This window comes from Pontibacter cellulosilyticus, assembly GCF_014306105.1.
GTDB lineage: Bacteria > Bacteroidota > Bacteroidia > Cytophagales > Hymenobacteraceae > Pontibacter > Pontibacter cellulosilyticus.
This window is the reverse complement of record NZ_JACRVF010000005.1, coordinates 172,849-191,863: the sequence shown is the minus strand read 5'-3', so window position 1 is coordinate 191,863 and position 19,015 is coordinate 172,849. Positions and strand designations below refer to the sequence as shown.

Genomic DNA, 19,015 nt, shown 5'->3' with positions numbered 1-19,015 from the left:
CTGTAATTTGACGATAATAGCTTCTTCTTATCTTCCTTAACCAAGTATGAAGGATTTGTTGACGTAAAATAACTTTACAACGGCAGCAAACAAAAAGCACCTGCTAAAACTTAACAGGTGCTTTGAATAGAGGATTATATTGTTGGACTATGATTCACGCCATTTTATTGTGCATCCAATTGCTTTGGTGCTAGCCTGGCTTACAGGCTTATTTGCTAGAAGTTCACCCAAGGCGGTTTCAGCGTACTTTTTCTGTACTTCCTGCGCATCGCGGCTGTTGTCGTCTATAGCGCCAATGTAGGCTACTTTAAACTGGCCGTCCTGCTGCTTCTGTACAATGTAGAGGTGCGGCGTGCGGGTAGCGCCGTAGGCTTTTGCTATTTCCTGGGTCTCGTCGTGCAGGTAAGGGAATGGGAAGTTCTTCTCCTTAGCCCGCTCCTGCATGTGCTCGTAGGAGTCTTTCCGCGATTCTTTCACATCATTCGGGTTGATGGCAACAACCGGGTAGCCTTTGGGTGCATACTTTTTATGCAGGGCAATGATGCGGTCCTCATAGGCTTTAGAGAAAGGGCAGGTATTGCAGGTAAACGTAACGATAAAGCCTTTTGCATCCTTGTAGTCGGCCATGGAAACCATCTTGCCGTCCACGTTCTTGAGTTTAAAATCAGTGGCGGTGTCGCCCACCTGGTAGCCGGCGTCACCAGCAATGGTTTCAGCCTCAGCATTTGTTGCAGTTCCCTCGTCGCAGCCAAGCAGAAACAGGCAGAACATACACAGCAATGGTAAAATCGGGTTTTTCATAGAACTATGGTTTATGGTTTAAATCGCTTTACCAGGGCCTGGAGTTCGCTTTCCTTCAGTTCCTTCTCTACAAAGTGGTACTGTTTGCGCCTGTTGTTGAACAGCATGGTGGCCGGTATGGCCCCGCTCCATTTTGGCTCCAGGCTGTCTATCCAAGAGTTGGCATCTGTTTCGTTCAGTAGCCACACGTCCGATGCGAGTTTGCGCTTTTGCATGAACGCCTTCACCTTCTTCAGGTCCTGCACAGCGTCCATGCTGACTAACACCACGCGCACCGGCTGGTTTCGGTACTGCTTGTTCACAGCCTCAAAGTAAGGCAGCTCTTTTATGCAGGGGCCGCACCAGGTAGCCCAGAAGTTGACCACGTAAAGCGTGTCCGTGTTGGATGTGCGCAGCTTCTGCAACTCACCAAATTTCACAACCTTAACCTGCTGCGCCTGTGCATAAAGGCCAATGAAGCAGAATATAGTGGCAATAAAACCTATTCGTATGGTTAATAGTAAATTCACGGCTTGAAAAAGCTTTACAACAAAGTTTGCATGGTGAAATCTTTGGTATAGCAATGATACTTTAAAGTGCTTATTAAAAATAAAAAATGTGATGAAAGCCGGCGAAAATGTGATGAATTAAATTTGAAGTCACAGACTACATAGCCTTCGTGATGCGAGGGAGTCAAAAAGCCTCTTATTTATACTTTGTAACGGGCCAAGGAGTAGGGAGAAGTTAAATACAAGTGCAAAAATGAGTATTATCGAACCTCGCGGGTGAACAGCTTTTTCGCCCTTTCCAAGGAGATAAAAGGGATTGGCAGGAAAAGAAAAAGGGAAAAGCGATGCAAACGATCACTTTTCCCTTTCAGTAGCCCGTAGGGGAATCGAACCCCTGTTACCAGAATGAAAATCTGGCGTCCTAACCCCTAGACGAACGGGCCGTTCTGTCTAATTGTGGTGCAAATATAGTGGGTGTTTTTATACATGCAAAACATTGATGCAAATTTTTTTAACATTTAATGTAAGTGATTCAGAGTCAGAATAGAAAAAAATATTGGTTTTGCACTAGGGTAATCGTAACTTCGCACCGTTAAATCAAAACTCTCAAACTTAGATACCATGTCTAAAATAAAAGTTGCAATTAACGGTTTCGGCCGTATCGGCAGACTTACTTTTAAGGCGTTGCTTCAGAAAGAAAACGTTGAAGTAGTTGCTATCAATGACCTTACAGACACTAAAACACTGGCGCACCTGCTGAAGTATGACTCAGTTCATGGTCGCTTCAACGGTACTGTAGAGGCTTCTGCCAATGGCATCATCGTAAATGGTCAGGAGATTCAGATTACTGCAGAGCGTGAGCCAAAAAACCTGCCTTGGGGTAAACTTGGTGTTGACGTAGTGCTGGAGTCTACAGGTCGTTTCGTAGATGAAAAAGGTGCTGGTGGCCACTTAGAGGCTGGTGCCAGAAAAGTAGTAATTTCTGCTCCTGCTAAAGGAGATATCAAAACTGTAGTATTAGGTGTGAACGAAGATGTGCTGACAGGCGAGGAGACAATTGTTTCTAACGCATCATGCACTACAAACTGCCTTGCACCAATGGCTAAAGTACTTGACGATACTTTCGGTATTGAGAAAGGTTATATCACTACAGTACATGCTTACACTGCTGACCAGAACCTGCAGGATGCACCGCACAGCGATTTGAGAAGAGCTCGTGCTGCTGCTTACTCTATTGTTCCTACATCAACTGGTGCTGCAAAGGCAGTAGGACTTGTGTTGCCTCACCTGAAAGGTAAGCTGGATGGCGTTGCAATGCGCGTTCCAATTCCAGATGGCTCATTAACAGATCTTACTTGCGTTCTGAAGAAGCCAGCTACAAAAGAAGAGATTAATGCTGCCATGAAAAAGGCTGCTGAAGGCGAGATGAAAGGTATCCTGGAGTATACAGAAGATCCAATTGTTTCTATCGACATCGTTGGTAACACACACTCTTGTATCTTCGATGCAGAGATGACATCAGCAAACGAAACACTTGTAAAAGTAGTAGGCTGGTACGACAACGAAGCTGGTTACTCTAACAGAGCTGCTGACCTGATCGCAAAAATCGGCTAAGATTTAAAGCATACAATTTTTAAAAAGCCTGCCCTTCACGGGGCGGGCTTTTTGCATTTGGAGGATTCTGTGGCTATAAAATCAGGGGCACAGCACAAGTTGATATTTGTCAGTGCTAAAACTAACGCATGTCATAAAAAGCATTAGAATATGAAGATACTTTTGTAACTTAAATTTCCACTAAAACCTAACCCAATGATAAAGAGAATCCTCGTACCTACAGACTTCTCGGAGCAGGCAAGAAATGCCTATGAGATTGCGATAGCCATTGCGCGCAAGACAGGCGCAGGTATTAAACTTTTACATGCAGTAGAACTGCCGTCTGGTTCAGGCTTTAATGTTACAGGAGATATGTCTATACAGCTAAACAGCATGGAAGGCGTGTATATGTTAAAGCTTCTGGAAAAAACAAAAGCCGATATGGCGCACCTGGTAGATTCTTTTGACCACAGTGGCGTTCATGTTGTACAACAAGTGGAGGTTAACCGGCCAATCAACCAGATCAGGAGAACGATAAAAGAAGATGCAGTAGACTTGGTGGTGATGGGATCAAAGGGCTCTAGTGGGTTGGATGAGTTTTTGATAGGCTCTAATACAGAGAAAGTAGTGCGCACAGCTGAGTGTCCGGTTCTGACGGTAAAACACAGAGAGCCAAACTTTGAAGTTAAGGAGATTGTGCTGGCATCAGATTTTAAGCGTGAGATAAGGCATGCAGTGGAGCGCTTTAAAACTTTCCAGGCGATGTTTGGAGCTAGGATGCATTTGGTTTACGTGAACACACCGGGTGCATTTGAGTCGACGAGCAACATTAGCGGTAAACTGGAGCACATCGCTGAGAAGTATGGCTTGCAGAACTATACCATTAATGTGTACAACGATGTGATGGAAGAAGACGGTATTCTACACTTTGCAGAGGATATTCGCGCAGACCTGATCATGATGGCTACTCACGGCAGAACCGGATTGGCGCACCTGCTAAGCGGAAGTATAGCCGAAGACCTTGTAAACCACACGAACATACCTGTACTAACTTTTAGCATCCGGTAAGTTATACTTTAAGGCAAACAGACAAAATATCTACTTGAGCCGTACCTGAGAAGTATAAATTATAGTAGCTGACAAGTATAAAGTATAAGCCTGCCGCAGAGTTTGCGGCAGGCTTTTTTATTTATGCCCCGGAAAAAGTAAATTTACAGCTCGCTTATTGAGTAAAACTATGCCTGTACCTGCGCACATCCGGTTTATCATCAATCCTACCTCTGGCACCAGAAGCCGGGTAAACGTTGCAGAGCGCATCGAACAATTGCTGGACAAGGATAAGTATAAGCACGAGATCGTATTTACAGAGTATGCCGGTCATGCGCCAAAGTTGGCAAAAGAGGCTGCTGATGCTGGTTATGATGTTGTGGTGGCAGTAGGAGGCGATGGTACCGTAAACGAAGTAGCGCGTGGACTCTTACACTCAGAAACAGCTTTGGGTATACTTCCAAAAGGATCGGGTAACGGCCTGGCACGTCATCTTAAAATACCTATGAGTTTAGATGCAGCCATTAAAACATTGAATACAGGCCATGTTGCCACTATTGATACCGGAAGTATAAACAACCATGCTTTTTTTACGGCAGCGGGTATCGGGTTTGATGCCTATATAAGCTCTGTGTTCGCCGGAAATAAAAAACGTGGGCTGCAAACCTATGTAGAGCTGGTAATGAAGGAGGTAATGAGTTACAAGCACATGCCTGTTAAAGCAACTATCAACAAAAAAACGTTTGAGACTGATTGTTATGTGATGGCTTTTGCCAATGCAGCTCAGTATGGAAACAACGCATATATTGCGCCTCTCGCCGATATTGAGGATGGGTTGCTGGATGTTTGCCTGGTGCGTAAACTGGACCTGGTAAAGGCACTGAATCTAAGCTACTGCATGCTAACCAAACAACTGGCCAGTCCCGACAGTGCTGAGTACTTTAAGACAACACACGTAAAAGTAAGTACACAAAGCCCGATTATGTACCATGCCGATGGCGAGTTCCTGGGTGAGGAGTCTGAGTTTGAAGTACAGATGAACCCCTTGTCGCTGAAAGTTGTGGTGCCGGCAGGAGTAAATTAACGAAAGGTTATACTTATTCGAATTACTGATTACTAATTAATGAGATGAAAGATAAAAATAAAAAAGGCCGCCAAGGGGTTGTATACTCAACCAACTCTGATTTTAGCTACGAGTACGAGCAGGAAAACGAACAGGAAACACTGCCACCTCAGCAGCAGAACCTGAAGGTAATGCTGGATAAAAAGTCAAGAGGTGGAAAACAGGTAACGCTGGTAGAAGGATTTGTAGGCACTGACGATGATCTGAAAGAGCTTGGCAAAATGCTTAAGAGCAAGTGTGGGGTAGGTGGCTCTGCAAAAGACGGGGAGATACTTATCCAAGGAGATTTCAGAGACAAAATTCTACAGACGCTACATGCTGCCGGATACAAGGCGAAACGTATGGGAGGCTGATTTTCATGTCAGGAACTCAATACATCACCCAACTCACACAGAGATTTGCTCCCAAGGCGGATATAAATAAGTAGACTGTACAACTCCTAAAACCCTTCACGGCATAATCGGGTAAATACATAGGCAAAAAGTATAGCCTATGGGAAACGGATCAGATAGCCCGACTTTAATATATGTAACAAACCCCATGTGCGCCTGGTGCTATGGGTTTACTGCGGTAGTACGCCGCCTCCGCGCTCTGTGGCAGGGCAGGCTAAAAGTGCAGGTGCTTTTTGGTGATTTACATGCCTATGCCGATTCTCCTTTACAGCAGCATGAGAAAGACCAGCTGGCCGTGAGTTGGCACCGCGTGCAGGAGAGAACCTTTTTGCCATTCGATTACCGTTTTTTTAAAGACCAGGATTTTGTGTACAATACCGAGCCTGCGTGCCGGGCTTTGCTGTGCGTGCGTTTGTTAAGGCCGGTGCTTACGCTTGAGGTGCTTCGCGCCATGCACTCTGCTTTTTACGCTGATGGCCTCGATATTAGAAACCCAGGTGTGCTGGCGCGCATTGTAAGTATGTTCGGCATCTCTGAGAACCTGTTCCTGACCTTATTCGAGTCAGAAGAGATCATGCAGCAAATGGAGGATGAGTTTGGCTATGTGAATGATATTGGTGCCGATACATTTCCGAGTGTGTTCCTGCTAACAAACCATGGCATTGAGCAGATAGCAAAAGGCTACATTGAGCTTTACGAACTAGAGCAGCGCATACTTACCGTAATGGAGCATGCAAACAGCTAGCTTATACTTTATTCTGCTATTACCGCTTTTATTACCAACTTAGGGGGAGATAGAATGAATGTTTTCTTAAGAAGAAATCACATTTCATTTTGTCTGAATATTCAAATGTTTGTATATTTAGCAGCAAGAGCTCTTTTTATTTTATAACAGAGCTAAACCCTATGAGAAGCAAGACAACGACAAACCAAGTAGACGAGTATCTCGAAAACCTGACTCCTGAAAAACAAGAACTGGCCAATGAAGTGCGCCGTATCATTCAAGCTTCTGTGGCACACCTGGAAGAATGTGTGCGCTGGGACTGCGCCTGTTATTTCTTTTATGGGCCAGTATGCTACTTTGCATCTTCGCGCAGTGGCATTCACTTCGGTTTTTTCAGAGGCAAAGAACTAGCAGACCCACACCGTAGGTTGGTAAGCCGCAACGGACAGAACCCACATATAAAAATCCGCTCTCTTGAAGATATAGATGAGGGGTACTTCGCTGAACTCGTACGTGAGGCAGTTTATCTGAACCAAAACTAAACGTCTGGCTCGCAGCCTTCAAAGCTGCATATTTCGCCGGGTTGCTCCAATTCTATGGTTACATGGCTGATATTCATTTCAGCCATTGCCTTTCTGATGTCCTGCTTCAGCAAGCCGGTTTGCTCAGGATCAATTGCCTGTGGCATGACAGCATGCATGCTCATAATATTGTAAGTGCCGTCCATAGTCCAGATGTGCAGATCGTGCACTGAGGCAACATTAGGCAATGCCTCCAATGTTGCTTTTACTTCATCTGTATTAATATGCGAAGGAGTGCCCTGTAGCAGTATTTTTATACTTTGGCGCAAGTTTCGCACTACATTGTACAGCACAAAAATCGTAATACCCAGCGAAAGCAATGGGTCTATCACTGGCCAATCAAAGAAGTAAAGTATAATACCGCCCACCAGCACAGCTACCCAGCCCAAAACATCCTCCAGCAGGTGCAGACGCACTACTTTTTCGTTCAGCGATTCGCCGCCCTTTAAGCGTAACACGGCAGCGCCGTTTACTATAATACCTAGCAAGGCAAATCCTACCATGCCAGCAGCGTTTACAGGTTCCGGGTCCCAGATGCGCGGGATGGCTTCTGTAAGTATAAAAATAGAGCCGACCAGCAAGATCACAGAATTGACAACAGCCCCTAGCAGCGAAAAGCGTTTATAGCCAAACGTAAATTTAGCATCACGCTTTCGCTTTGACACTTTTTCGAAATACCATGCTAAGCCCAGCGAGAGCGAGTCGCCTAAGTCATGCATCGCATCAGAAAGTATAGCCACACTGTTTATCCAGAAACCACCGATAAGCTCAATAATGGTAAAACTTAGATTAAGGAAAAAGGCGACTTTGATGTTGTTGCCTGCATGGTGGTGATGACTGTGGCCATGTCCATGTCCATGTCCATGTCCATGGCTGTGGTCATGCTTGTGGTCGTGAGTATGTTTAGGACTTTGTGCCATTGTATATTTGAAACGAGTACCGCTTATTTTTGATACCTTCGTAACCTAAGCAGCAACTTGGTTGTTCTGATTTTTGAATGCCCATGTCTATCTTGCGCCTGCTAATTTAACCCAATTGGCGCAATACGATGCTACTCTGCTGCTAAAACTGAATTTATGAAAATCCTGCTGATAGAAGATGAACCCAAGGTTGCCGCCTTCATAAAAAAAGGGCTGGAAGAGCAATCCTATGATGTAGATCAGGCTTATGATGGTACGTTTGGCGTGAAGATGGCACTGCAGCATGAGTACGATTTGATTTTGCTGGACGTAATACTTCCGCACATTAATGGCTTAGATGTTTGCCGCGAAATCCGGAAGCATAACAACACAGTGGCTATACTTATGTTGACTGCTTTAGGTAGCACCGACGATAAAATTACAGGACTTGATGCCGGAGCAGACGATTACCTGACCAAGCCGTTCGAGTTTAAGGAACTGTTGGCGCGTATCAGGGCCCTAACAAGGCGCGGCACCGACTCAAACTCCGGAGAAAAGTTATCAATAGCCGACCTGGAACTTGACGTTGCGAAAAAGACTGTAACAAGAGGTGGCAAACCAATAAACCTGACAGCCCGTGAGTTTGCTTTGCTATACTACCTGCTCCGCAATCAGGGCAAAGTAGTGTCGAGGGTTGATATAACAGAGCAGGTATGGGAGACATCATTTGATACTGGTAGCAACGTGATAGATGTGTATATCAACTTCCTGAGAAAGAAAATCGATAAAGGATACGAAAACAGGCTGATACACACATTAGTTGGGATGGGGTATGTGCTTAAAGAGCAGGAGCAGTAATGAAGATCAGGTATAAACTTACGCTGCAGTTTACCAGCATTTTTGCGCTGATACTAATTTTCTTTTCGCTGGTGATCTATTATTTTACCTCTATTTACAGGCAGGAAGATTTCTACAAGCGCATTTACAACCGTGCTTTGGTTACAGCAAAATATGTGCTGGAGTCGGAGGGGCTAAGCCAGAGCCAGAAGCGGCAGAATGAGATCAGCTATCATCAGGAACTGCCTTACGAGGCTGTGCGTGTTTTTAAAGAAGACGGCACTTTGCGCTTTTCTGATGGAAAGGGCGAGCTAGGAGTAAAACAGCGGGTGCTGAACCGGATAAAGGAGCAGCAGATTGTACAGTATGAGCAAGGGGTTAGGCAGGTTGTTGGTGTTTACCACTCCAGTACCGATGGAAATTACTTTGTGCTTGCTTCTTCTGTTGATGCCTATAGTTTGCGCAAGTTGCAACACCTGAAGGTGATCCTGATCGTTGGTTTCTTTGGGTCCATGATCGTTATATTGATAGCAGGCTGGGTTTTCTCCGGACAGGCTTTAATACCCATTACAAAAGTTGTTAGTGAGGTAGAAAAGATAAGTGCGAATGACCTGCACATGCGGCTGAGCAACGCCAACGGCAAAGATGAGATATCACACCTGGCCCAGACCTTCAATAAAATGCTGGACAGGCTGGAAAGCTCGTTTGAGATGCAAAGCACCTTTGTTTCTAACGCATCGCACGAATTGCGCACGCCCCTAACTGCCATGATCGGTGAGCTGGAAGTTGCATTAATGAATCCCCGCGAGCCACAGGAGTATGAGCGGGTGCTGCAATCCATACTGGAAGATGCACGGCTGCTAACCGAATTATCTAACGGTTTACTGCAGATTGCCCAGGCAAGTATAGATCCTTCTAAAATCAAACTCACGCACCTACGCTTCGACGAACTTATCTGGACGGCGCATGAGCAGGTGCTCAAACGCTTACCTAATGCACGGATCAATATAGATTTTGCCAACTTCCCGGATGATGAGGATCGCTTGATCATAAAAGGAAATGAAGCACTGTTGCTGATTGCGGTCGTGAACGTATTGGAAAATGCTGTAAAATTTACTCCTACCGGCCAAACGGTTAATGCTTCTATCATACTTAAAGGCGACAAGGTAATTCTGGAAGTAGCTGACCAGGGATTAGGTATAAACAAAGAGGATCTGAAGCATGTGTTTGTGCCCTTCTTTAGAGCGGAGAATGTGCGGAATATAACCGGGCATGGGATAGGATTGCCGCTGGCCGAGCGTATTCTAAAACTTCACAAAGGCCATATTCTGGTAGAGTCTATCATCAACAAAGGAACCAAGGTTACGATCAAAGTGCCACAGGCCTACCTCTTTATTCCAAATAAATACTGATTTTAATCTGATTTTAATTTCTTTTTAATACCCCGTTAATCTTACTGAGTTAAGTTTGTGCTTAACTTTTTATAGTTGAGCCTGTTGTTCGAAAGCAATAGCATGTGCAACTGCATTTAAGCATATTAATCTGGTATATGAATTCTGACATTAGATCCTCTGGTTATCTGTCGTCGCTTGGGAAAGACATCCCAGCGGGGCTTGTAGTTTTTTTGGTGGCGTTGCCCCTCTGCCTTGGTATCTCACTGGCATCGGGTGCACCACTTTTCTCGGGCATTTTAACGGGTATAGTAGGAGGGGTGGTCGTTGCCCTTCTCAGTGGATCACAACTTAGTGTAAGCGGCCCTGCGGCTGGTCTTACAGTTATCGTACTTAATGGTATTGAAACGCTGCAGAGCTTTGAAGGCTTCTTACTGGCAGTAGTGCTGGCAGGTGCTTTTCAGCTGGTGCTTGGTTTCCTGAAAGCCGGAGTTATCGGTTTATATTTTCCCTCTTCAGTGATTAAGGGTATGCTGGCGGCCATAGGTCTTATACTTATCCTAAAGCAGATTCCGCACTTTATGGGTGCTGACGAAGACTTTTTTGGCGAGATGAACTTCTTCCAGCCTGACGGTCGCACAACATTCTCGGAGTTAATTTATGCCTTTTCGGCCATCAATCTAGGGGCTTTGATTGTGGGAATTATATCGTTAACTATACTTATAGTATGGGATATGGCCTGGCTAAAACGGTTTAAGTTTTTTAAACTGGTACCTGGTGCTCTAATCGTGGTGCTGGTTTCTATTGCCCTTAACGAGCTGTTTAAAAGTATAGCACCTGAGTTGGCTATAAGCGCTTCGCACCTTGTTTCGCTGCCTGTGATGGCTGGGCTCAGCGAAGTAGGCAATGAGCTAAGATTGCCTGACTTCTCTATGCTAACAAACCCACAGGTTTATGTGGTAGCCATTACCATTGCCATTGTTGCCAGCCTGGAAACCCTGCTAAGCGTAGAGGCCGTAGACAAATTAGACCCGCACAAGCGCCGCACACCAACTAACCGCGAGCTAAAAGCACAGGGTGTTGGCAATATGATCAGTGGCCTGATCGGTGGCTTGCCTATGACAGCTGTTATCGTGCGTAGCTCGGCCAACGTGGCTGCTGGCGGCGAAACCAAACTTTCCAGCTTTTTTCATGGCATACTACTGTTGTTGTCGGTATTGTTCCTGGCTAATTTCCTTAACCTTATTCCGCTTTCAGCGCTTGCAGCTGTACTGCTGGTAGTAGGTTTCAAGCTTACAAAACCTGCCTTATACAAGTCTCAGTTAAAGATTGGCTCTGAGCAGTTTATACCTTTTATCGTTACTATCCTGGCAATCCTGTTCACCGATTTGTTGGTGGGTATTAGTATTGGTTTGGCAGTAGGCGTATTCTACATCCTGAAGGCCAATTACAAATCGCCATACTTCTATCATAAAGAAGAGCAGCAAGACAAAAATGTTATTCGCATCAAACTAAGCGAGCACGTATCTTTCTTAAACAAAGCCAGCATTATACTTACACTGGACCACCTGCCTAAGAACAGCCATGTAATTATAGATGGAGAAAACTCTGAGTATATCGACTACGATGTGCTAGAGGCGATACAGGAGTTCAAAAAAACGGCTCATGAGCGCAATATTGTGGTGGAGGTGCTAAACATTGAAGAAGTATCTATCATGAATATGCACTAAAACCTATAAGTTGGTTTTGCCTCTCAAAGTATAAAACACAGGAGGGCAGCAGCTTTAATATTACTACTACCAAGGAAAATTACGTGGAAAAAATCTTTGAAAATAATAGGAAGTGGGTTGCCGCAAAAATGGCAGAGGACAGTGAGTTCTTTATAAAGCTGGCTGAGGGACAAACACCCCGCTACCTGTACATTGGTTGCTCAGATAGCCGCATCCCGGTAAACGAAGTAACAGGCACTGGCCCTGGCGAAATATTTGTGCACCGCAACATCGCCAACATGGTAGTGCATACTGACATGAACCTGTTATCGGTGCTGCAGTATGCTGTAGAGGTTCTCAAGGTAAAAGACATCATCGTGTGTGGGCACTATGGCTGTGGCGGTGTAGCTGCAGCTGCAAGCAACAACCAGTATGGTTTAATAGACAACTGGCTGCGCAACATTAAAGATGTTATCCGCTTACACGAGCATGAGTTGGAGCAAATAGAAGATAAAGAGCAGCGCCTGCGTAGGCTTGTAGAGCTAAACATTATTGAGCAGGTAATCAATCTCTCCAAGACCTCTATCATTCAGAATGCAATGGCTACTGACAATCCGCCCAAGCTCTATGGCCTTGTATACGATTTAAGAGAAGGCTTGCTAAGAGATTTGAACGTGAACACGGAAACGCTGTCGCGATACGAGCGCATTTATGGCTTAAAGGCAGAAGAAGCAACTGTGTAGATAGTTGTTTATAACCGCCCTTAAAACAGAAAAGCCCCTGCATGCAGGGGCTTTTCTGTTTACTGATAATTTATGCTACCAGAAAAGATAGCTAAGCATAAGATTAAAAGAAGAGTTGCGACGCTCTCTGCCAACAAGTGGTCCTTCGTCATCAATTTTTTTGAGGCCTCCATTATAGCGCAACTCAATGCCAATGTTATTAGCCGCCCTGAATCCTAAGCCAGCCACATAACCAAAGTCTACTGTATAAGGATTATCCGTAATGTCGGTTTCCACGGTAGTGGTAGTGTTGCTAGTGTTTACCTCGCGTATCTGCCTTGCCTTAGCGATGAAAGAGGCCTGTGGACCAAGGTCGATAAACATGCCACCAGCTGATAAGTGAAGAAGCACCGGGACATCAACATAGTTAAGCCTGTAGATATCGTTAATCTCATTGCTACCTGATGTTGCTTCAATCTTAGCACCTTTAGAGGTATAAAGTGCTTCTACCTGCACGCCAATCAGGTCGGTGATGTGCTGTTGTAACATCACGCCTGCTGAGTAGCCCAGCCTGTAGTTATAGTTATCGGCGTCTTTTCCTTTAAAATTTGCGTAAGCGGCACCAGCCTTCACGCCTAATTGCTGTCCAAATCCTGAGTAGCTCAAAAAAGCAAACGCAATAAACAGTAGGAGTCGTTTCATAAAAAGTTTAGTATGGCTAAAAGGTTTAATGTAAATGCAAATGTATAAAAAGCTATCAGGTTCAGAATCATTTAAACATAAAAAACCCTGTTGCTTTTGCAACAGGGTTTTTTTGTGGAGTTACATCCACTATCCTAAGGTAAAACTACCATTGGTAACCGTATGAAAACGGCTGCCTATAGGTGTTTCTACCATTCATAGTCTCTTCTCGAAGATGATCCGTAAGAGTAGGGAGGTCCGCTATAGGTGTTTCCGTACGAGCTGGAGCTTCTCCCATATCTGTTGTAGTCGTTATCATAGTCGCGATCACGCATTTCGTCCCTTCTTCTTCTGCGTTCTGCTTCTTCGTCACCGAACCATGATCTTACCTCATCGCCGGCTTTGTCAAAGAATCCACGATCATGTCTGTCTTTGTCAGAGTCTGAGCTATAGCGGTCTCTGTCGTAAGATGAGCTGTAGCCAGTGCCATAACCACTACCATAGCTTGTAGTGCCGTATCTTGAGCCTGTGCCATAGCTTGAGCCAGAACCATAATTATTATAATTACGGTTTCTGTAATCATCATTATCGTAATCATTGGTTGCTCTGTCCCAAGCGTTCGATACCTTGTTCTTAGTGCGGTCCCAGGCATTTTCTATGCGGTCGCCTGTACGGTCCCAGCTATCACGGCCATGACGGTCTCTGTCGCTGTCGTAGTTGCTATAGCGGTTGCCATAGTTAGACGATCCAGAGCCATAGCCTGATCCGTAAGAAGAACCTGATCCGTAGCGTGATGAACTGTATGAAGAAGGGCTGGAGCCATAGTTAGAGCTTCCGTAACCAGATGAGCCGTATCCTGCAGAGCGGCCATAGCTAGATGTATTGCCATAGCCGGAATTTGAGTAAGCGTCTCGTCCAGATCCTAAATCGCCTGAACTATAGTTTGAGCTGCCGTAGCTTCGGCTGCGTGGTGAACTGTCGTAATCACTTGATGAATAATTTCTGCCTGAGCTTCTTGACTCAGACCTATAATTGTCGTTGTACGGGTTGTAGCCCGAATTCTCATAGCTTCTCATAGTTGTTTTTTTATGGTTTAACTTAATACTTCTTCGCATCGCAGCATAAAACTATACTGCGACGTGTTTTTTTACGGAGGTAATTCTGTTTAGTTATCAATGCCTTAGATAACTTTCTCATAAAGAAAATAACAAAGTACGCCCTGCCGTGCAGATTTTGCACCTTTTCGTAAGCTTTAGTTTCCAAGTATTGCACTGTGAATATGGTGGCTGTACGTATGTTTTTGTACTTTATATTTATAACTAAAACCATATTTTACTGGTGTATAAGATAGAATTTGCAGAAAACAAGTGTTTACTTAATTACAGATGAACTTTTATTGTATCTTATTTGGTTGGGTAGGCTGTGGAAATTATAAGTTTCCTAAGCCTTACACAATTTTGTAATTGTCAAAATAGTTGTAAGTTTACATAGAGCAATACTTGCCATATTGCCGGGTAGCCTTAACATGAAAAATAGCTTGTGTGGCCGCCGCCAAAGGATAAGGATTAAAACTTTTAGCCCAAATACCCATGAAATTGAGAACAATGCTGGCTTCTGTGTTAGCCATCAGTATGCTAACGGCATGTGAAGATCTTTTTGAAGATGGCAGCATGCAACCAGATGGATCTAAGCCTAGCCTTACCATCAATAACCCTACAAACAATCAAGCTGTTACTGCCTCTCAGGGCCTGAGGCTGAATGTTACAGTAGTAGATAAGGACTTGGTAAAGGACCTGACGTTTACTTTAAAGGGAGCAAATGCTGAAACGGCTTTGGTTAAATTTAAAAAGTCTCCTGAGAAGAACGTAGTGGAATTCGATACGACAATCGCCATCAACGGTATTTCGCCGGGCGAGTATAAGCTGCAGGTTGCCGCTACAGACAAGCGCACAAACTTAGAGCAGCAGGAAATTAAGTTTACAATTAAGTAAGCTGCTTATAACCATATAAAGTATAAAGGTCCTCCCAAAAGAGGACCTTTATACTTTATAGCCAATGGTTTTTACTAGAACTGGTACACTACCTGCCACTGTTCGTTAAAGCTTAACGCGGCATCAAACGGTTCGCCGGTTTTCTCGGAGATAAAGCCTTTGATCTTTGGCGTTTTACCTTTTAGCAGCAGGGCAGCAATTTGTTTGTCACTTAGTTGCTTGCTTCCTTTCTCAAATGGCACGATCAGCTGGCACCCTTCTTTAAACCTGCTGCACCCATAAGCGGCCTTTCCTTTTAACAGCTTACCCTGCTTACAGCGAGGGCAAACAGCAAACGGATCAGCATCGGCTGTTTTCTCTACTTTTTCCTGCACCAGCTGCTTGTTTCCATCCAGTGTAAGTATGGCATCGTAGCTGCTGCCTTGCTCATCTTTGAATCCTTTTATAACAAGGGTTTTTCCTTTGCTTAGCAGCGCCTGTACCTGTTTCTCTGTTAGTTCTTTGCCATGCTGCTCAATTGGGATCAGAAAGCGACAGCCTTCTTTAAACCGGACACAGCCATAGGCTTTTGTGCCTTTTACAATGTGCCCTTCTTTACAGGACGGGCAACTGCCTAAGCCTTTTACTTGAGCCTGCTCTTTTGAGGCAGTAGTTACAGCAGTTTTTTTCTTCTTTGCTGGTGCTGGTTTTGTTTCTTCCTGTGTTGGCTCTATGGTAACAGTGGCCTTGTCATACTTTACTTCCTGCACCAGGCTTATCACAAAATCCTGTAGTTCTTTTAAAAAGTCCTCAGCCTTAAATTCACCACCCTCTATCTGGCGCAGCTTGCGCTCCCACTGGCCTGTCATCTCCGCGGATTTCAGCGTCTGGTTTCGTATAACGCCTATCAGATCGATGCCCATCTGGGTAGGGATGATCTTCTTTTTTTCTTTGCGGATGTACTGGCGCTTAAAGAGGGTCTCGATAATGGCGGCACGGGTAGACGGCCTGCCGATGCCGTTCTCTTTCAAGGCTTCTTTCAGCTCATCGTTGTCTACCTGCTTGCCGGCTGTTTCCATGGCACGCAGTAGCGTAGCCTCGGTATACTCTTTTGGCGGGTTGGTCATCTTTTTGTCCAGCATAGGCTCGTGCGGACCATGCTCACCCTTTTCGAAGTGTGGCAGTACGCCGGTGGCCTCTTCTTCGTCTTTGTTCTCGCCTTCTTTGCCTGCAGGCGCATCTGATGATTTCACATCCTCGGCTCCGTACAGCACACGCCAGCCCGGCTCCAGTATCTGCTTGCCCTTTACTCTGAAACTGTAACTAGCCGATTCTGCCATAACTGTAGTGTTGCTAACGATACAATCCGGGTAGAAAGCGGCAATAAAACGGCGTGTAATGATATCGTATACATCAGCCTCACGGCCATACAAGTTGCCAGCAGCGGCACCTGTAGGTATGATGGCATGGTGATCGGTTACTTTGTTGTTGTTGAATACCTTTTTTGTTTTCCTGATCTTGCTCTGTAGCAGCGGCGCCACTTCCTGGCTGTAGTTGTTCAGCCCCTTAAGTATGACCGGTATCTTCGGGTAAATATCATCGGGTAGGAAAGTGGTATCCACACGAGGGTAGGAGACAACTTTCTTTTCATAGAGGCTCTGCACCGTCTTCAAGGTCTCGTCGGCAGACATGCCATGTTTGTTGTTGCACTCGATCTGCAGTGAGGTAAGGTCAAAAAGTTTTGGAGCGGACTCCGTACCTTTTTTGGTCTCAACGTCTGTTATCGTCAGCTCCGCCTCTTTGATCGCCTCCATTATCTTCTGTGCGTCTTCCTCTTTCTGAAAACGGCCGTTGGTGCTCGAGAAGATGGTGTCGCGGTATACTGTCTTTAGCTCCCAGAATGGCTGCGGCACAAAGTTGGCAATCTCGTGGTGTCGGTTCACGATCATGGCCAGGGTAGGGGTTTGCACCCTGCCTATAGAAAGAGTCTGGCGGCTGCCGTTGGCATACTTCAGCGTAAACAGGCGTGTAGCGTTCAGGCCCAGCAACCAGTCGCCGATGGCCCGGCTTTTGCCCGCCTGGTACAGCGAGTCAAAATCTGACCCTGGCTTCAGTTGTGAAAATCCCTGGCGTATGGCATCTTCGGTTAGGGAGGATATCCAAAGGCGTTTGAATGGCTTTCTATACTTTGCTTCTGTTAAAACCCAGCGCTGAATAACTTCACCTTCCTGGCCGGCGTCACCGCAGTTGATAACTTCCTCTGCATTATTTAGGAGTTGCTTTATTATGTTAAATTGCTTCTTGACTCCGGCGTCGTTCATCAGCTTAATGCCATAACGATCGGGGAGCATCGGCAGGTCATAGAGGCTCCAGCGTTTCCACTCGGGGCGATAATCGTCAGGCTCACGTAAGGTGCAGAAGTGCCCGAAGGTCCAGGTAACCTGATAGCCGTTGCCTTCAAAGTAACCGTCTTTCTTGGTTTTGGCTCCAATTACCATGGCAATTTCACGGGCTACACTAGGTTTCTCAGCAATACAAACTTTCAAGCTATTCGGAATTTTAGTGACGTAAACAGAAGTCAAATTTAACCTTTTTTGGCGGCATTTCCGAAGGATTTATACTTGTGCCAAACCTGTTGTCTGAAGTTATTGATAGCAATTTAGTAAGTATATTATTTTTAAGAGAAGTATGATTTGGGCCGTAACATGGAAGGAATTCTTTAAACTTTCGGAAGCCGTAGTTTATACTTCCATAGGCTGCATAATATAAGTTTATACTTCCTGGAGCCATATGTTATACTCTAAGAAGCGCCGCCCTGTAGCAGATATGAAGTAAAGCATTGACTCTCTACGTCCCCAATAACAAACAACGAAAATCAATCGCCTCAAAAAGTATAAATTGCAAAGTAGTCGTATCTTATACTTTACAATAATGCATTGATGTAATATGCAGGCAGGAAAAGTAATTGTTATCATAGGTGTGATCATCGTGGTGATCGGGCTGGTAATCTGGTTGGCCGGTGATAAGTTTAGTTGGTTTGGCCACTTGCCCGGCGATATCAGGGTGGAGCGGAAGAACGTGCGTTTCTATGCGCCTATCACAAGTATGATTCTGCTAAGTATACTGCTGTCGTTGTTGCTGTGGGTGTTCCGGAAGTTCTTTTGATTATAGTCTATACTTTTCTTTAAGTATATTTGAGCTGCTGCCACGCCTGAGGTGGTGTGCCTGCAAAAGCTGTTCATCCTAAGCACCCATGTTTTTTATACTTTCCAAAACCCTTCACTTTCTGTTGATGCCCATTCTCTGGGTAATTGTGCTGCAGCTGTTGGCGGTTTTTCTGAGGTCGCAGAAGTGGCGACGCATTTCGTTGTTAAGTAGCCTGGCTTTGCTGCTGCTTTTCTCTAATCCGCTGCTGTCGAATGAGGCGTGGCTGGCATGGGAAATAGAAGCGGTGCCTGTAAAAGATGTCAACAACTATGATGTGGCAGTTATACTTGCTGGTGTTACCTCATACCGCGAAAATCTACCAGACCGCATTCATACTTCTAAGGGCTCTGACAGGTTTCTGCACCCTTTGCAACTGTACCGGATGGGGAAAATAGAGAAGTTCCTGATAACAGGCGGAAGTGGTTTAGTGCTGGCAGACAAGGTCCCTGAGGCGGAGCAGATCGAAAAAATACTGTTGATGGCAGGTGTGGCAGAAGAGGATATTTTAACAGAAAGCAACAGCCGCAACACCCATGAAAATGCTGTTAACACAGCTGAATTCCTGCAAAAGCACCCCGATCTAGACAAAGTACTGTTGGTTACCTCTGCTTTTCATATGCGCAGAGCAGCCGCTTGCTTTGCAAAGGCAGGCATCAAAACAGACAATTTTACAGTTGACTTTTATAGTACCGAGCGCCGCTTTACTCCTGATGAACTAATCATACCCAACCCAGCTGCTTTCAACGACTGGCACTTACTTATACATGAGGTAACAGGATTTCTTGTTTACAAACTGTTAAGTTACTGCTAAGGCAAAGCGATACTTGTTCAACTGTATTTAGGTTTTCAG

General features: G+C 45.0%; 19 protein-coding genes and 1 tRNA gene. 13 read left to right on the top strand and 7 right to left on the bottom strand.

Annotation, left to right across the window (positions count from 1 at the left end; translation table 11 throughout):
• Nucleotides 1-147: 147 nt before the first annotated feature.
• The 3 genes from H8S84_RS16420 to H8S84_RS16410 all read right to left on the bottom strand — a co-directional run bounded on the left by H8S84_RS16420 (nt 148) and on the right by H8S84_RS16410 (nt 1,732).
• Entirely contained in the window at nt 148-801 is a 654-nt protein-coding gene (locus H8S84_RS16420; RefSeq protein ID WP_187068462.1) for a thioredoxin family protein, read from the bottom strand.
• An 11-nt stretch (nt 802-812) separates the two neighbouring features.
• Nucleotides 813-1,310 (bottom strand): TlpA family protein disulfide reductase, encoded by a 498-nt coding sequence (locus H8S84_RS16415; protein WP_317175450.1) that lies wholly within the window; start codon nt 1,308-1,310, stop codon nt 813-815.
• A gap of 350 nt (nt 1,311-1,660) precedes the next feature.
• Nucleotides 1,661-1,732: transfer RNA gene (locus tag H8S84_RS16410), tRNA-Glu, on the bottom strand.
• 178 nt (nt 1,733-1,910) lie between these two features.
• On the opposite strand from H8S84_RS16410, the gene gap reads away from it, so the two are divergent.
• The 6 genes from gap (at nt 1,911) to H8S84_RS16380 (ending at nt 6,710) form a co-directional block, all read left to right on the top strand.
• Nucleotides 1,911-2,903, top strand: a complete 993-nt coding sequence (gene gap / locus H8S84_RS16405; RefSeq protein WP_187068461.1) for a type I glyceraldehyde-3-phosphate dehydrogenase — start codon at nt 1,911-1,913, stop codon at nt 2,901-2,903.
• Nucleotides 2,904-3,098: 195 nt separating this feature from the next.
• Entirely contained in the window at nt 3,099-3,950 is an 852-nt protein-coding gene (locus tag H8S84_RS16400; protein ID WP_187068460.1) for a universal stress protein, read from the top strand.
• Nucleotides 3,951-4,119: 169 nt separating this feature from the next.
• Nucleotides 4,120-5,013 (top strand): diacylglycerol/lipid kinase family protein, encoded by an 894-nt coding sequence (locus H8S84_RS16395; protein ID WP_187068459.1) that lies wholly within the window; start codon nt 4,120-4,122, stop codon nt 5,011-5,013.
• 44 nt (nt 5,014-5,057) lie between these two features.
• A complete protein-coding gene (locus H8S84_RS16390; protein WP_187068458.1) occupies nt 5,058-5,405 on the top strand; it encodes a translation initiation factor in 348 nt (115 codons plus the stop codon).
• Nucleotides 5,406-5,544: 139 nt separating this feature from the next.
• A complete protein-coding gene (locus H8S84_RS16385) occupies nt 5,545-6,189 on the top strand; it encodes a DsbA family protein (protein ID WP_187068457.1) in 645 nt (214 codons plus the stop codon).
• Between the two features lie 161 nt (nt 6,190-6,350).
• Nucleotides 6,351-6,710: a DUF1801 domain-containing protein gene (locus tag H8S84_RS16380; protein WP_187068456.1), complete on the top strand. Its 360-nt coding sequence runs from the start codon at nt 6,351-6,353 to the stop codon at nt 6,708-6,710.
• Here the strand turns inward: H8S84_RS16380 and H8S84_RS16375 are convergent.
• Nucleotides 6,707-7,669 (bottom strand): cation diffusion facilitator family transporter, encoded by a 963-nt coding sequence (locus H8S84_RS16375; protein WP_187068455.1) that lies wholly within the window; start codon nt 7,667-7,669, stop codon nt 6,707-6,709. The two genes, H8S84_RS16380 and H8S84_RS16375, sit on opposite strands and share 4 nt — an antisense overlap.
• Nucleotides 7,670-7,825: 156 nt before the next feature.
• On the opposite strand from H8S84_RS16375, the gene H8S84_RS16370 reads away from it, so the two are divergent.
• The 4 genes from H8S84_RS16370 to H8S84_RS16355 all read left to right on the top strand — a co-directional run bounded on the left by H8S84_RS16370 (nt 7,826) and on the right by H8S84_RS16355 (nt 12,328).
• A complete protein-coding gene (locus H8S84_RS16370) occupies nt 7,826-8,506 on the top strand; it encodes a response regulator transcription factor (protein WP_187068454.1) in 681 nt (226 codons plus the stop codon).
• The gene (locus H8S84_RS16365) at nt 8,506-9,897 is read left to right on the top strand and encodes a HAMP domain-containing sensor histidine kinase (protein ID WP_187068453.1); all 1,392 of its coding nucleotides are present in this window, start codon (nt 8,506-8,508) and stop codon (nt 9,895-9,897) included. The genes H8S84_RS16370 and H8S84_RS16365 overlap by 1 nt, the downstream gene beginning before the upstream one ends.
• 137 nt (nt 9,898-10,034) lie before the next feature.
• Entirely contained in the window at nt 10,035-11,606 is a 1,572-nt protein-coding gene (locus tag H8S84_RS16360; RefSeq protein ID WP_187068452.1) for a SulP family inorganic anion transporter, read from the top strand.
• A gap of 83 nt (nt 11,607-11,689) precedes the next feature.
• Complete coding sequence (locus tag H8S84_RS16355; RefSeq protein WP_317175449.1) at nt 11,690-12,328, top strand: carbonic anhydrase; 639 nt, start codon at nt 11,690-11,692, stop codon at nt 12,326-12,328.
• Nucleotides 12,329-12,403: 75 nt separating this feature from the next.
• On the opposite strand, the gene H8S84_RS16350 is transcribed toward H8S84_RS16355, so the two are convergent.
• Both H8S84_RS16350 and H8S84_RS16345 read right to left on the bottom strand, forming a co-directional pair.
• The gene (locus H8S84_RS16350) at nt 12,404-13,009 is read right to left on the bottom strand and encodes a porin family protein (protein ID WP_187068451.1); all 606 of its coding nucleotides are present in this window, start codon (nt 13,007-13,009) and stop codon (nt 12,404-12,406) included.
• A 188-nt stretch (nt 13,010-13,197) separates the two neighbouring features.
• Nucleotides 13,198-14,064: an SWFGD domain-containing protein gene (locus tag H8S84_RS16345; RefSeq protein ID WP_187068450.1), complete on the bottom strand. Its 867-nt coding sequence runs from the start codon at nt 14,062-14,064 to the stop codon at nt 13,198-13,200.
• A gap of 513 nt (nt 14,065-14,577) precedes the next feature.
• Here H8S84_RS16345 and H8S84_RS16340 point away from each other — a divergent pair.
• Nucleotides 14,578-14,979 carry an Ig-like domain-containing protein gene (locus H8S84_RS16340; RefSeq protein ID WP_230407223.1) on the top strand — a complete coding sequence of 134 codons (402 nt, stop codon included), beginning with the start codon at nt 14,578-14,580 and terminating at the stop codon, nt 14,977-14,979.
• A 74-nt stretch (nt 14,980-15,053) separates the two neighbouring features.
• On the opposite strand, the gene H8S84_RS16335 is transcribed toward H8S84_RS16340, so the two are convergent.
• Nucleotides 15,054-17,504, bottom strand: a complete 2,451-nt coding sequence (locus H8S84_RS16335; RefSeq protein ID WP_187068449.1) for a type IA DNA topoisomerase — start codon at nt 17,502-17,504, stop codon at nt 15,054-15,056.
• A 400-nt stretch (nt 17,505-17,904) separates the two neighbouring features.
• Here H8S84_RS16335 and H8S84_RS16330 point away from each other — a divergent pair, with 400 nt between their 5' ends.
• The gene (locus tag H8S84_RS16330; RefSeq protein WP_187068448.1) at nt 17,905-18,123 is read left to right on the top strand and encodes a DUF2905 domain-containing protein; all 219 of its coding nucleotides are present in this window, start codon (nt 17,905-17,907) and stop codon (nt 18,121-18,123) included.
• Nucleotides 18,124-18,250: 127 nt separating this feature from the next.
• Nucleotides 18,251-18,976 (top strand): YdcF family protein, encoded by a 726-nt coding sequence (locus tag H8S84_RS16325; protein ID WP_230407222.1) that lies wholly within the window; start codon nt 18,251-18,253, stop codon nt 18,974-18,976.
• The last annotated feature ends 39 nt before the right edge of the window (nt 18,977-19,015 follow it).